The sequence below is a fragment of the Alkalihalobacterium sp. TH-98 genome, assembly GCF_057473385.1.
This window is the reverse complement of the sequence record NZ_JBYCKM010000007.1, coordinates 38,643-53,682: the sequence shown is the minus strand read 5'-3', so window position 1 is coordinate 53,682 and position 15,040 is coordinate 38,643. Positions and strand designations below refer to the sequence as shown.

Below are 15,040 nucleotides of genomic sequence, written 5' to 3'. Positions count from 1 at the left end.
TTTTTTATCGAAATGCTTTAATTAATGTAGTCTCAATCTTCATGGCTATAAATAACTCTGCCATTTTCTGTTGATACCAGCTAGTTAAAATATATTCCCTTCTTGGTTCTGTCCAGTCCTTAAAAAAACGTTTCACATTACGAGTCGACTCTGACCAATCTTCATAATCATGTCTTTGGTGAAGAACTGGTGAATAAGCGGTTCGAAGGATAGGTGTATGTTTTAAAATTTTCCACTTTACATATTTTTCATAATCTCTTCTGGAGCCTGTTGGTTCTACTTGAAGTGCAAATCGATGAATGGTCGAACTTTGCTCAGAATAAAAAAGTAACCATGCTAACTTCTTTCCTAATTCAATTCTTCTCTCCACTTTCTGGAACTTATCAACACTAAACCCATAGAGTTTGCCTTCAAAGGTTGGAAATAGAACCGTATTAAAATGCAAATGCTCCACTAAAAAATATGGCAACGACTTAAATACGTGGCTCGAGTAGAAAGGATGCTCAATCACAGGTCTTTGGATCAAGTGCTGTTCATTAACAATAAGGGCAGTACAAAGCCGCTCTAAATTTCCACTATTCCAGAATATGTTCCATTCCCTTACCATGAACTCACTTACATCAAAATGGGGTAGTAAATGAAAAAGTGCTTGTTTTTCTTTTTTGGAAGCTTCATATAACAGCAGTTGTGGATAAGCATCTGAAAAAATAAGCCAATTGGCGCGTTCAAAAGTTAAAAATAATGTGTAACTATATTGAGGAGTTATTAAGGTTTCATACCAGTTACTTTTTAAGTCCGTCATATTCCAACCTGCATTACGAGAAACCATACTAGCTAACAAGGCCCACCAAATCTCGTGATTATTTTTATAGTAATTCAAGTATGCTTTTGTACGACTTATATTATCTAGGTTTTCATTAATGGTTTTCTTTTTTATAGTACTGACGATTTCATTTTCCTTTTGCAACATCATCGTATCACCCTTTTTTAACTTCTCTCATTATCCATTTTATGATATGATTATTTGATGAGAATTTTTGTTCTCATTACTTTTCTTAGACTATTCTAATAAAAAGAGACATACTCTTTGAACGAAAGGTTGCTGATTTACATTGGCTATCCGTTATCCAAATGGTAAAAAGTACTCCGCACCCGTTAACCGTTCAAACCCTAACAAAAAAGAAACATTCGGTAATCGCGGGATGACACTAGAAGAGGATTTAAATGATACAAACGAATATTATTTGAGTCGTGGAATTGCTGTCATTCATAAAAAACCGACGCCTTTGCAAATTGTCCAAGTCGATTATCCAAAGCGAAGTGCAGCTGTTATTAAAGAGGCCTATTTCAAACAAGCTTCAACTACAGATTACAACGGTGTATATCGTGGGCGGCACATTGACTTTGAAGCGAAGGAAACTAGAAATAAAACATCATTTCCGTTGCAAAACTTTCATCTTCATCAAATTGAACACATGAAACAAGTTCTAGACCAACAAGGTATTTGTTTTATCATTATAAGATTTACTTTACTAGACGAAATATACTATTTAAATGCACATCACTTAATTGAGTATTACGAAAATCAAAAAAACGGACGAAAATCCATTCCAAAAGCAGAAATTGCTCAGCTTGGTTATATAATAGAACAAGAATATCATCCGAGAATTGATTATTTAAAAGTAGTCGATCAACTTTTTTTCAGAAATAAATGTAACGAAACGGACACAAAAAACGTTAATAGATAAAGATACAATAAAAATAGATCAAGATTATTTTTATTCTTTCGCTTAGATAGAAAGGAAGAACAAACATGAGTGAAAATATGAATACACGAACTGGGCGTCGCCGTGCTAAAGGGCAATCCAAGGCGAAACCTAAAAAGAAAAAAACTGGGATTTTCAAGAAGCTCTTAATAGCAATGGTGGTATTCTTTACCGTCCTTGCTGTTGCAGGTGGTATCACAGTCTTTTCAATGATTGCCACTGCGCCACCATTAGATGAGGATAGGTTAATGTTAGCTCAGTCAACTGAAATCCTTGACCAACATGATGCTTCAATTACACTACTTGAAGCAGTTGAAAATCGAATTTATGTAAATATTAATGATATTCCGGAACTGGTGGAAGATGCATTTATTGCAGTTGAAGATGTTCGTTTCCGGGAGCACTTTGGAGTAGATGTGCGACGTATGTTTGGCGCAGTTGCAGCCAATCTTACAGGTGGATTTGGTGCTGAAGGTGCGAGTACTATTACACAACAAGTCGTTAAAAACTTGTTCTTATCACCAGAAAAAACCATTTCTCGTAAAGTTCAAGAACAATATTTAGCGATTAAATTAGAGCAGCAGTATTCTAAAAACCAAATACTGGAAATGTATTTAAATGCAATTTACTTTGGGGGCGGTGCCTACGGCGTTCAACAAGCTGCCATTACGTATTTTAGTAAAGATAACTTAGAGGATTTAACGATAGAAGATGCGGCTCTACTTGCGGGGCTTCCGCAGCGTCCAAACCATTTTAATCCGCTAAGAAACCCTGAAGCTGCTGAAAAACGAAGAAATACAGTAATCGCACTAATGGAGCGACACGGTAAGATTACGAGTGAGGAAGCTCAAAAAGCGAGAGCCGTTTCAGTTCAGGATCAACTAAATCCAGCAAAGCGTGAAGCTAGCGCTTATCAAGCTTTTATTGATCAAGTCATCACTGAAGTAGAATCGCTTGAGGGAATTACAACAAGTGACATTTTTACAGCTGGATTAAAGATTTATACTACACTAGATCCAGATGCTCAAACTCACGTTGAGAAAGTATTACAAACCGATGAGTTCATCACAACGTATCCGAATAATGAGGATTTTCAAGCTGGTGTGACTCTTATTGACACAGCAACAGGGCAAATTAAAGCGATTGGTAACGGGCGTCACCAAACCGGGGTCCAACGAGGATTTAGCTTTGCCACAGCTAAGAAACAACCCGGTTCAACCATTAAACCTGTTTTAGATTACGGACCAGCTATTGAGCATTTAAAATGGTCAACAGGTAAGGTTATTGTGGACGAACCTCATACGTACTCAGATGGTACAGAGATCCGTAACCATAACCGTAATTATGCAGGACCAGTAACAATGAGAAAAGCATTAGCTGACTCTTTAAACATTCCAGCAATTAAAGCACTTCAAGAAGTCGGCCTAGAGAATGCGCGTGATTTTGCGTCCACTCTAGGAATTCCTTTTGAAGACAACCGGATTTACGAACCATATGGTATTGGTGGGTTTACAACAGGAATTTCGACTTTCGACTTAGCAGGTTCGTATGCAGCCTTTGGAAATGAAGGAGTGTACATTGAGCCTCATACTGTCCGAAAAATTGAATTTCCAGATGGAAAAGTAATTAATATGGCACCCGAACCAGTTGTTGCGATGAGTGACTATACTGCATTTATGATTAGTGACATGCTTAAATCGGTTGTTACCAATGGTACTGGTACACATGCGAATATTCCTAATCTCCCACTTGCAGGAAAAACAGGAACAACTAACTTTGATAGAGAAGATAGAGAAAAATACAAAGTTCCTGATGGAGGAGTTCCCGATGTTTGGTTTGCTGGGTACACAACACGCTATACCGCAGCAGTTTGGACTGGATATGACCGTAAAGGAGAAGGAAATTATCTCATAAATAATGATCGAAGACTTGCTCAACAAATTTTTAAAGTGATTATGGAGGAAGTTTCTCGAAATATAGAAACACCGGACTTCAATCAACCTGATTCGGTCGTTAAAGTTGGAATTGAACGAAGAACCGGTTTACTGCCTAGTCCATTCACACCACAAAGTGAAATTGTCTATGAATACTTTGTAAAAGGAACTGAGCCAACGAGAGTTTCAGAAGCATACCAAAGTATACCGAAGCCTTCTGATTTTAAAGTCGGTTACAACGAAGGCTCCGACCAAGTCATCCTCACTTGGGGTTATCCGAGTAACCAAAAAGATGCGGTTACATTTAATATCATGCAAAGTATCGACGATGGCGGCTTTGAACCAATTTACACAACAAAAGATATGCAGCATATTATAACGAGTCCAACACCAGGTGCGACATATCGTTTCCAAGTGATTGCGGTTGCTGATGAAGATCCTAGTATAAAAAGTGATCCTGCTCAAGGCGAAGTTAAAATTCCTGTCATTGAAATCGAGGAACCAGTAGAAGAGGAACCACAACCTATTGAAACTCCAATCGATGAAGATGAGGAATTGCCAATTGATCTTATTCCAGAACCTGAGCCAGATCCAGAAGACGATGAAGAAGAGACAGCAACAAGTGCATCTACAACCGTAAGAGAAGAAGATGAAGAGGAAGAAAACTAGAAACGTTAACAATAAACAATTATTTGGAGAGAAGAATACTTCTCTCCTTTTCTTATTAGAAAAACCGAGCAAAATTAATGCTCGGTTTATTATAATTTAACATCATTCTTCATGATGAAAACTAACCTTTATGCCTTATTTCCACCAAAAATATGCTTTGGATTTTTAACAAGGATTGTATTAATTTGATCTTCAGAAACTCCTCTGTCTTTAAGGACTGGAATGATATTCTCAAAAATATGCGTCATATGCCAATTAGCAACTAGACTCCCTAAATCCGCTGGAAATTCAGGAGGTTTACCTAACCAAACATTCACTTTATCATGGGACATCATTAGTTGTTCAGCATATCCTGCCCCTAATAAACCTAATAGTAAACCAATTCGGTCACTATCCATCGGTGCCCCACCAAATCCTTGTATACCAAAACGGTCAAACCCTACATAAACCCCTTGTTCAAGTGTACGTATATGATATCTTAAGTCCGTATTCCCATCCATATGACCAATTTGGATACGCTTAGGATCCGCACCTTCTGAAACGAGTAGTTCAGCTTGTTCAGGTCCCATTGTTCCTTCCTGTGTATGTGTAATAATCGTAACCCCTGTTTCCTTTTGGACTTTAGCTGCTACCTTGAAAAACATTCTCTCATAATCTGTTATTCTATCTCTTCCTGAGCCTAGTTTAATAACTCCAGCTTTTATACCGGTATCACCTATTCCTTCTGTAAGCTCTCTCATATACATCTCATAGATTTCTTCTTCTGCAGTCCCTAACGCTTGTTTAAATTTAAAATAAGCCGGAGCCCCTTCTCCTTCATAATAGTATCCCGTTGAACAAATAATATTAAGCCCTGTTTTTTCAGCAATGAGCTCTAATAATTCTGGGTCTCTTCCAGTATCATTAGGTGTAGCATCTACAACCGTTTTTACCCCATGTGCCTTTAGTTTTGAAGCCGTCTCAATACTAGCTCTTAAAATTTCATCTTTATCTACTGGATATAAAGAATTCCCGTAAAAGCCAGGATAACCAAAGAAGAAATGCTCATGCATCAACGTTTTACCAAGATCCTCCACTGGAACTGGCCCAAGCACTGTGTTTACTGTCTTACTCATTTTTACTTCCCCCTTTTTTGTAAACTTACGGAATGTATCTTAATTCTTGATCCCTTTCCCATTTAGGTTTCTTGGCAATGTTAGACCTGTAATATAAAACACAGGAACAGCAATGACTGTGTGATCATCAGATGATAGATTATGTCATAATAACTTCAACTGCTGGTCTGCCCATCTTCTCATGAATACCAAAAGGATATATTTGAATTGATAAGCTGCATTATTTACTTGCTCTTGTAATTGCCGATAAGTCAGTCGTTCATTTTGAGAACGACTACATTTATGTAAGCGCTTTCTAAAATCTGCTCCTTCTAGCAATTTTCCTTATATACCTATTCCTTCTTCCTAAAATTATTCATAATTTAAACAAGTTTAAGCGGACATTGAGGCGTATTTAGATTTCGTTCAACGTTTATATACAGTACCTCAATAAAAAGACGACTATAAATTCACGAAGTGGACTTATAGTCGTCTTTTTAACTTATAAAGAATTAATAGTATTTAGGTTGCATGCCTACATCCCTTTTAGTAGACAAACCTCTTCAAATCTTCATATTCGTTTATTAACGCTGATTTAACTTCTGCATCAAACAAAGCCTCGAAGCGGTTAAGCTCGTTTTCTATAGCCTCTTTTAAACGTTGTTTTAAGTCTTGTTCAATCGTTTGAAGCTTCTGTTCAAATTCATTAGACATCTTCTTCGAGCTTAAATTGATCATTTCTCTAGAACTTTCTACCCCGTCAGCGACAATTAATTCTTTAAATTGTTTTACTGCACCGTTTTCAAAGAAATCCTTTTTAGATTTCAACAATGGCAGGTACTTTTTCGTATCTATTGATAGCGCCATATCATTTAGTTCCACTGAAATGGCAGCTATATCGATTTCCGCTTCACAATAGAGGTACGGTAGCTCTTTTTGGAGCAAGGTAATTTGATCACTGAGCCAGCTTTTCGCACGCGCTTTCATTTTTTCTTCCATTCGAATAACGGTTGCTTCTAGTTCTTGTTTTAAGAAGTATTCCCCTAAGCCGCGCCATTCTTTAATCGCTCCAGTCAACTGTTCATGAAGTTCCTTTTTACTATTGCCCGTTAATACAGCTACGTTAATCGCACTCGCAAAGTAATCATTTAAGACGAAGCGCATTCGATCACGCAAATATAAAACCAATTGATCAAATTCCATTAATATATCTCTTAATGCAAAGGAGAACGAAGCCTTTTGAACATTATTTATTTCAACCTCAACTGTTTGCTTAAGTTTTTCATGCTTAAGTTTTTGCTCATTAGCCTCTTCGTTCATAAATGAGATACTATCTTTTATCTTATTCGTAAACTGCCTCAGCTCTTCAGTAATCATTTTGACACTTAGTTGTTTTAGTTCTAAGATCGTATATTCATAAAACGAACGTTCAAACGCAGCAAATGTAGTTTCATTTTGAAGTTGTTCTTTTTTAGCTTGCAGCCCTTCTTTACTAGAAAGATGATACAACCTTGGTTTTTCAATTCCGTTACGTCTCAATTGATCATACACGTGTTTTCGAACTCCATTTAACTCTCCTTCACTACTTGCTAAATCCGCAGCGTTGATAACGAAATAAAGCTTATCATGACCAAAGCTTTCATTAACTTTCCCCATCTGTTGAAGGAAATATTGGTCAGCTTTTGAGAAGGCATGGTTATAATACGTTAAATAGAAAATAGCATCAGATTGGCGCATTTGTTGGAAAGCCACATTTGTATGGCGCCCATGGATTGAGTTAACACCTGGTGTATCGACAAGAATAATTCCTTTTTTCGTAATTGCACTATCAAAGTATATATTCACTTTTTCAATTAAACACGCTTTACTTTCTTCAGCAACTAATAATTGCATTTCTTCGTGAGACACACTAAATTCACTGCCTAACTTCCATTCAGTAGAAGCCACACTTTGCTGAATGGTTAACAAATACTCGGCATATGTTTTTTGCCAACTGGAAACATAGTCTTTCATTATCGGCTTCCATTGTGAAAGTCGTTCAAGATCTAACGATACATCTAGTTGCTCACTGACAGATTTAATCTCATGATTTAATGCATCTACCGATTTTACCGTAACCTTCGCTGTTCCATGAGGGTGATTTGCAGTGGATTGTTCAACCGTATTCACCGTTGCCGTTGTTGGGTTCGGAGAAACTGGCAGAATATTTTCTCCTAATAAAGCATTCGCAAAGCTTGATTTACCTGCACTAAATGCACCAAACAAAGAAATTATGAACGTTTGATTTTCATAACGATTAATTCGTTCGATTAAGTGATTTCGTTCATGTGATACGATCACTTGATCTTTGTGGTCATGTAGAACATTCTTAATCGAGTTTAACCATGTCAACGTCTCTTCTTCGGAAAAATCAATTGCTGACTCTTCTTCTGTCACTTCCCAACTCGTATCAATAACCCCTTCTTCTGGTAAGATCACATTAGCAAAACCATTTTCTAGTTTTTCAGGGTACGATTGAATCGAAGCATTTTTAATCGCTTCATTGTATTCTCGTTCTGGTGGATACGTGGCTATTTGCTCTTTAACCATCTCGATATTTTTGTCAAAGTCAGCTTTAACTTGATTTACTTGATCCACATATTTCTCAATGTCTTTAAATTTAGCTAATTGGGCTTCTATCGCTTTTTCCTCTTCACGATAAGCTTCCTTTAAGCCTTCAATTTGTAAATCAACAATTTCTCTCGCCTTATTACGAATGTCTCTTACAATTATTGAAGTAATTTCCTTTGAAAACGCAAACACATAATCACGACTGGCATGATCAGATTTAACATTCTTTTTCAACAATTCATCTGTTACTTCGAATGCTAACTGATTAATCGCTGTTTCTAATTTTTCTACGTTTGTTAATTTCATGCGATCAATCTTTTGAAAATAAGCTTGAACATGGAACAACAATTGTGATTTTACTTTATCTTGCAAGTCTTGAACTAGTAATCTTAATCGTTCGTCTTGTTCTTCTTGTGTCTTTTTCTTTGTAAATAAAAGACCTACTTTAAAGCCAGGTTGAATACTTTCAATCCAATTTCTCGCAAGGTCTGTCGTTGTATAAGGGAATAAGATAACGTCTTTAAAGAGACCGCCTAATTCGTCATCGAACGATTTATAAATGGCCTTATCATATTGGCGAACTTCTACTAGTTTTGTTTTTAGATGTTGTTGCTCATCTAATTGGGATGCCTCATAACCTTTTTCTTTCATCTCATCTAGCAGTTGATCAACTGCATCCAGTTTGTCTTCTTGCAGGCGATTTTCAACTGCTTGGTAAAAACCTTGTTCTAGTCGTAACCTTGATCCATTTAACAACTTATCACTATGAAATAGTAATGATTTAATCGTCTTTTCAAACGCCTTAAATTGATTTAATGGATGGTCTGGTTTTTTCATCGTTGTAAAAAATAATCCTAAATGACGGATTTCCCAACGACTAAATACATCTTGGACCGATTGTCTAAATACGGACAACGGGATTTCTTGTTCATTATGCTTATCCACTTGGTTTATGATGATATAAATCGGCTTCTTTTCAAGTGAAAGCTGTTTTAAAAAATATAAATTCGTTTCTGATTGAACATGGTTGTAATCCATAACATAAACAATAGCATCCGTTGTATACAATTGATCAACTGTTACTGCTTCATGCGATTCATCTGTAGAATCGACACCTGGTGTGTCAAGAATACAGCTATGTTCCCCTAAAAAAGGTAACGGTGCCGTAATCACCATATTCGAAATTTCATTACCATTCATTCCCCATTCACGCACTTGTGTCCAAGGAATTTCACCTTTCCACTGCTTTTGCTCGCCGTCTTTCGTATGTAGTGTTAAGCCTAACTCTCCATTCTTAATGCCGATAATGTTAGCACTTGTAGGAATTGGGCTTGTCGGTAACACTTCTGCACCAAGTAATGTATTCAATATCGTTGATTTACCTGCAGAGAAATGTCCGCAAAAAGCCACCTCAAATGTTTTCTTTTCTTGTTTTTCTGCTAATTTCTCAAGGCGATATCGTTCTTCTTGAGAGTACGGAATTAATTCTGTTTTTAATTTCTCTTTTACAACTGTCATATGTCTCCACACCATCCTTATCCCTTTACTATAACGAATTTTCTAAAAAATGAGAAGAACGTAATTAAATTAAATTGACAGATGTTAAGCAACTTAGTTCTTTAAGAGCATGAACTATTTATATGGATATGTAAGGTGCAGTACGAAAGTGATTTATTTGCTCAATCCATTTTAGTTATAGAGCGATAATACATTTTCTCAGCTTCCTCAAATAAGGCCTTTAATTGGTTATAAGAATGAAAATGCCCCGGGTCTCTGAGTATAAAAGAAAGTCGTTCACTTATATTGATCGGTTTGTAATCGAGTTGATTGATGTGATGTTCCAATTGCTCAAGAGTTGTAACATGAATATGGTTCGTCCAGTAAATCGCTTGAACTAATTGCGCAACCATTTGGACCATTAATGGTTTGGTCGCTTTTCGATCACGTTTCGAATACAGTTCACTAAGTTTATCCCTTGTTTCCTTCCATTTTACAAACAGCTCGGGTACATAGGTGTTTGACTTAAACCACGGTTTTCTATTCGGTTCACCAAGTGCCTCGAGCATATCATCATAAAATAAAACAGTTGACTCCTCATGGGAACTAATCAAATTAAATTTAGTTTCTTCTACATAGAACGGGGATACACGAAAGGATAAAGGAACAGGGTAATTTTTTTGCATTACCCCTTTGCTCCTTTGGCTTTCATACGTTTTTTTCCTTCTCGACAAATATCTAATAAAGGACAAATCTCACATTGTGGAGATTGAGCTTTACAATGATAACGTCCAAAAAAAATGAGTCGATGATGAGTAACCGACCATTGTTCTTTCGGAATTTTTTTCATTAATGTTTCTTCCACTTCACGTACATTGTCTTTCCAACGGCAAATGCCTAATCTCTTGGATACCCGTTCAACATGCGTATCAACTGCAATTGCAGGTGTATTGAATGCGACGGATACGACAACATTTGCTGTCTTTCTACCAACTCCAGCTAATTTCATAAGCTCATCACGTTCAGTAGGTATTTCACCGTTATACTGTTCAATTAATGATTGTGCCAGTTTTTTAATATTTTTTGCTTTACTTCGAAATAAACCAATGCGACGTATATCATTTTCCAATTCTTCCAAAGGTACAGCTACATAGTCTTCAGGCGTTTTATACTTTGCAAACAAACCTGGAGTCACTTTGTTAACGAGCGCATCGGTTGCCTGAGCTGATAGAAGAACAGCAATTGTAAGTTCAAAAGGATTAGAATGAGTTAATTCACATTCTGCTTCGGGAAACATATCCCCCATCGTTTCTAGTACATACTGAATATCTTTTTTCGTAAGCATAATTCATTGACCTCCATAACTACTTCTCTAACCAGTTATAAGTAGGAAAAGGTTCTACTTTTCGTTTTTCTTGTGTCGGTTGCTTCGATTGTTGATATTTGCGGAATTTCTCACCGTAAGCGCGGGCTTGTTGTAATGTTTGAACACCGTTTTTCTTCCACTCAAATAATATTCGATCGATGTATCGAAAGTTCAATTTTCCTGAAACGACAGACTCACGTAGTGCAGCACGTATAATTTCTGGTGAATGATGGTCTTGGTCTAGCCACATCGCTAGAGTTTCACATTCAATCGGTGAAAGTGGACGACTGAATTCCTGTTCAAAAACGGAGTAAATATTAAACTCTTCTTGTTTTTTCACTTCATTTTCTTGCTCTATTTTTTCATTAGTCATTACGTGTATTAACTTTTCCCATAACGGATCAATACTATATGATTCAAAGAGTATTCCATCTTCATCTACATGTTCTTCAATCGATAGATAGCCTTTTTTCAATAATTGACCGAGGATCCTTGCACATTCTAATGAAGACGGACCTCTCTCTGATAAATCTTCTGGAGTTGGAAATGGATGTTGTTCTGATAAAAAATCATATACTTGAAGAAGCAGAACAAATTCTTCATCGTTTAATCCTATTTTCCGATAATTTTTTAGTAAAAGCTTTGGGACTGATAGTTGACCTTCAGTTATCCATTGCATTAAAAAACGTTTATTCATAAAAACACCTCATGATTATTATAACACGGAACTCCATCAACATCATTTGGCATAACTCGACAGTTTTCCCTTTTATGAACTGTATTGCTAGCAACAAAAAAGAGTCAGACCTTTTAGCTCGTCCATAGCTATGAAGGTCTGACCCTTTATTCTTTTTAGGAACTTATTGCTTACGGATATAGACGGTTGAGCAGGCGAGGGAACGGGATTGTCTCACGTACGTGTTCTGCTCCGCAAATCCATGCTACTGTTCGTTCAAGTCCTAATCCAAATCCAGAATGAGGTACAGAACCGTACTTACGCAGCTCGGCGTACCATTGATAAGCAGCTGGGTCTAGATCGTGTTCTTTCATTCGTTCAGCAAGTAGATCATAATCATGAATCCGTTCCGAGCCGCCAATGATTTCACCGTAGCCTTCTGGTGCAATCATATCAGCACAAAGAACGACTTTGTCATTGGTAGGATCTGGTTGCATATAGAATGGCTTTAGGCTAGTTGGGTAATGTGTAATGAAAACGGGCTTATCATACGTTTCAGCAATGGCTGTTTCGTGTGGTGCACCGAAGTCATCACCCCATTCAATATCATCAAAACCTTTCTCATGTAAAAGCTTAATTGCATCATCATACGTAATCCGCGGAAATGGTGCAGCAATATTTTCAAGCTTACTCGTATCTCTTCCTAATGCATTTAATTCGATCTTACAATTCTTTAATACAGATTGAACAACATACGCTACATATTCTTCTTGTACTTTTAGGCTATCTTCAAACTCATAGAACGCCATCTCTGGTTCAATCATCCAAAATTCAATGAGATGTCGACGAGTCTTTGATTTTTCAGCTCGGAAAGTTGGACCAAATGAGAATACTTTACCGAACGCCATCGCAGCTGCTTCCATATAAAGTTGTCCACTTTGAGAAAGGTATGCATCTTCATCAAAGTATTTTGTTGCAAATAATTCAGTTGTTCCTTCAGGAGCACTTCCTGTTAGGATTGGTGGATCCACTTTTACAAACCCTTCTTTATTAAAAAAGTCGTACGTTGCACGAATAATTTCATTTCGTACTTTCATATTGGCATGTTGCTTTTTAGAACGTAACCATAAATGACGGTGGTCCATTAAGAATTCTGTTCCGTGCTCTTTTGGTGTGATTGGGTAATCTACCGCTTCATGAATAACCTCAACATTTGTTACTGTTAATTCAAAACCAGATGGAGCTCTTTCATCTTCACGAACAATACCTGTTACATACAATGAAGACTCTTGAGTCATATTTTTAGCTTTTAAAAATATATCTTCTCCAACTTCCGCCTTTACAACGACACCTTGTATGAATCCAGTTCCGTCCCTTAATTGTAAGAATGCAATTTTTCCGCTTGATCGTTTGTTAGCTAACCAAGCACCTATTTTGACCTCTTGTCCGACATATTGCCCGACCGTTGAAATCGTCGTCTTATTCACTATTTTCCCTCCAGAAATATATGTATATTTTCTATGTATAGATGTATATATACCAACAACCATTATACAAGCTTTTACTAACCTTGGGCAAGTTTTCATATTGAGAAAAGGTTGACAGCACTGCTAGCGCGTCAACCTTCCAAAAGAATTTATAATTTATTACCTACTCTTTTTTTCGATGAAACGTTCAATTCTTGTCAATGCTTCTTGAATCGCTTCAAGTGATGTAGCATATGACAGACGAACATTTTCTGGTGCTCCAAAACCTGATCCAGGTACGAGTGCTACCTTTTCTTCGTCTAATAAAGCTGTTACCCAGTCATCAACATTGTCGTATCCGCAGTTTATGGCGGCTTCCTTAGCATTTGGGAACAAATAGAATGCTCCTTTTGGCTTCACGCATGAAAGTCCAGGAATTGCGACTAACTGATCATAGACCTTATGAAGGCGCTCTTCGAAAGCTTGACGCATATTTTCAACTGATCCATCGTCTTCTGTGTACGCTGCAATTGTACCAAATTGTGCATTCGCTGTTGGGTTGGACGTGCTATGACTTGCAAGGTTTGTCATCGCTTTAATGATTTCTACATTGCCAGCCGCATAACCGATTCTCCAACCTGTCATTGAATGAGATTTTGAAACCCCATTGATAATGATCGTTTGCTCTTTTAACTCCTTAGAAAGTTGAGCAATCGATGTGTGAACAGCTCCATCGTATACGAGCTTTTCATAGATCTCGTCTGAAACGATAAGTATGTCATGCTTTAAACAAACTTCTCCAAGTGCTCTCATTTCTTCTTCGCTGTACATCGATCCCGTTGGATTACTTGGTGAATTTAAAATAAATGCTTTCGTACGATCGGTTATTGCAGCTTCTAATTGTTCTTTCGTTACTTTAAACTCATTGCTTTCTTTTCCTTCAATGTAGACTGGATTACCGTCTGCAAGTTTAACTTGTTCAGGGTAACTAACCCAATAAGGAGTAGGAATAATGACCTCGTCCCCTTCATCTAATATCGCTTGGAAAAGTGTATAAAGAGCATGTTTTGCTCCAGAGCAAACGATAATTTCGTTTGCTGAATATGTAATGTTTTGATCCTCTTTAAATTTACCGATAACAGCATCTTTTAATTTTGGTAAACCGCCAGAAGGTGTATATTTGGTTTGACCTTCTTCCATTGATTTTACTGCTGCATCAATAATATACTGTGGAGTGTTAAAGTCAGGTTCACCCGCACCTAATCCGATCACATCATGGCCCTGTTCACGAAGTGCTTTTGCTTTTGCTGTAATCGCCAACGTCGATGATGGCGTTAATGTTGAAACTCTTTTCGCTAACTTCATTTTCTCTCCTCTTTTCTCTTCTGCATTTAGATACATACTACTACTATAATCATTGTAAAAACATGAATCAACCGTTATATCTGAAAAATTCAATCATTTCGAATTAATCATCTGCCTTTAGGCTATACCTTTTTACAAATGTACCATCTTCAAACGTAATATAATAAAACGAGTACCGGTCATTTTCGTCTATATATGTAATTTCGTATATAGGTAAACGATTTTCTAGTCCAAGACGGACACCCAGAAGCTTTTTAGGGGCTAATTCATTTATCGCAAATTGTCTAACTTGTTCTTTACTTAATCCAGCGTTTGCTGATTTGACAACAACACTCTCTTCCTCTTGTCCAACCCAAACGATAAATTCCTCTCCGCCCTCTTCTTGTTGACCTTTAATGACTACATATGGTTCAGTACCATGGTAAAATGAAACATTTTGAATAATACTTACTTCTGTTTCGTCCAATACCCTCTTTATTGCCAATTGTTCTTGCTCTGTAATCGGGGAACGCATGCTTTGGTAAAAGTATATTGAAATCCCGATAACTGCGAGTAAAAACACGCCTACAATTGTTATAACCCACTTTTTCATTAGCT

Annotated in this window: 11 protein-coding genes; 2 read left to right on the top strand and 9 right to left on the bottom strand. The window is 37.0% G+C overall.

The window, feature by feature from the left end; all coding sequences use genetic code 11:
- Positions 1-4: 4 nt before the first annotated feature.
- Positions 5-973 carry a DUF2515 family protein gene (locus AC2VNP_RS02780; protein ID WP_486915887.1) on the bottom strand — a complete coding sequence of 323 codons (969 nt, stop codon included), beginning with the start codon at positions 971-973 and terminating at the stop codon, positions 5-7.
- Positions 974-1,112: 139 nt separating this feature from the next.
- Between AC2VNP_RS02780 and recU the strand changes: the two genes are divergently transcribed.
- Together recU and AC2VNP_RS02770 are read left to right on the top strand one after the other, a co-directional pair.
- Positions 1,113-1,748: a Holliday junction resolvase RecU gene (gene recU, locus AC2VNP_RS02775; protein WP_486915886.1), complete on the top strand. Its 636-nt coding sequence runs from the start codon at positions 1,113-1,115 to the stop codon at positions 1,746-1,748.
- Between the two features lie 65 nt (positions 1,749-1,813).
- A complete protein-coding gene (locus AC2VNP_RS02770) occupies positions 1,814-4,369 on the top strand; it encodes a PBP1A family penicillin-binding protein (protein ID WP_486915885.1) in 2,556 nt (851 codons plus the stop codon).
- Between the two features lie 128 nt (positions 4,370-4,497).
- Here AC2VNP_RS02770 and AC2VNP_RS02765 read toward each other — a convergent pair whose 3' ends face one another.
- The 8 genes from AC2VNP_RS02765 to AC2VNP_RS02730 form a co-directional block, all read right to left on the bottom strand.
- A complete protein-coding gene (locus AC2VNP_RS02765; protein ID WP_486915884.1) occupies positions 4,498-5,484 on the bottom strand; it encodes a phosphotriesterase family protein in 987 nt (328 codons plus the stop codon).
- 525 nt (positions 5,485-6,009) lie between these two features.
- Positions 6,010-9,591, bottom strand: coding sequence for a dynamin family protein (locus AC2VNP_RS02760; protein ID WP_486915883.1), 3,582 nt, complete (start codon positions 9,589-9,591; stop codon positions 6,010-6,012).
- 161 nt (positions 9,592-9,752) lie between these two features.
- A complete protein-coding gene (locus tag AC2VNP_RS02755) occupies positions 9,753-10,256 on the bottom strand; it encodes a YpoC family protein (protein ID WP_486915882.1) in 504 nt (167 codons plus the stop codon).
- Complete coding sequence (gene nth, locus AC2VNP_RS02750) at positions 10,256-10,915, bottom strand: endonuclease III (RefSeq protein ID WP_486915881.1); 660 nt, start codon at positions 10,913-10,915, stop codon at positions 10,256-10,258. The genes AC2VNP_RS02755 and nth overlap by 1 nt, the downstream gene beginning before the upstream one ends.
- Before the next feature lie 19 nt (positions 10,916-10,934).
- Positions 10,935-11,633, bottom strand: a complete 699-nt coding sequence (locus AC2VNP_RS02745) for a DnaD domain-containing protein (RefSeq protein ID WP_486915880.1) — start codon at positions 11,631-11,633, stop codon at positions 10,935-10,937.
- Between the two features lie 170 nt (positions 11,634-11,803).
- Positions 11,804-13,099, bottom strand: a complete 1,296-nt coding sequence (gene asnS, locus AC2VNP_RS02740; protein ID WP_486915879.1) for an asparagine--tRNA ligase — start codon at positions 13,097-13,099, stop codon at positions 11,804-11,806.
- Between the two features lie 159 nt (positions 13,100-13,258).
- Positions 13,259-14,443: a pyridoxal phosphate-dependent aminotransferase gene (locus AC2VNP_RS02735; RefSeq protein ID WP_486915878.1), complete on the bottom strand. Its 1,185-nt coding sequence runs from the start codon at positions 14,441-14,443 to the stop codon at positions 13,259-13,261.
- A gap of 103 nt (positions 14,444-14,546) precedes the next feature.
- Positions 14,547-15,035, bottom strand: a complete 489-nt coding sequence (locus tag AC2VNP_RS02730) for a cell wall elongation regulator TseB-like domain-containing protein (RefSeq protein ID WP_486915877.1) — start codon at positions 15,033-15,035, stop codon at positions 14,547-14,549.
- Positions 15,036-15,040 lie beyond the last annotated feature (5 nt).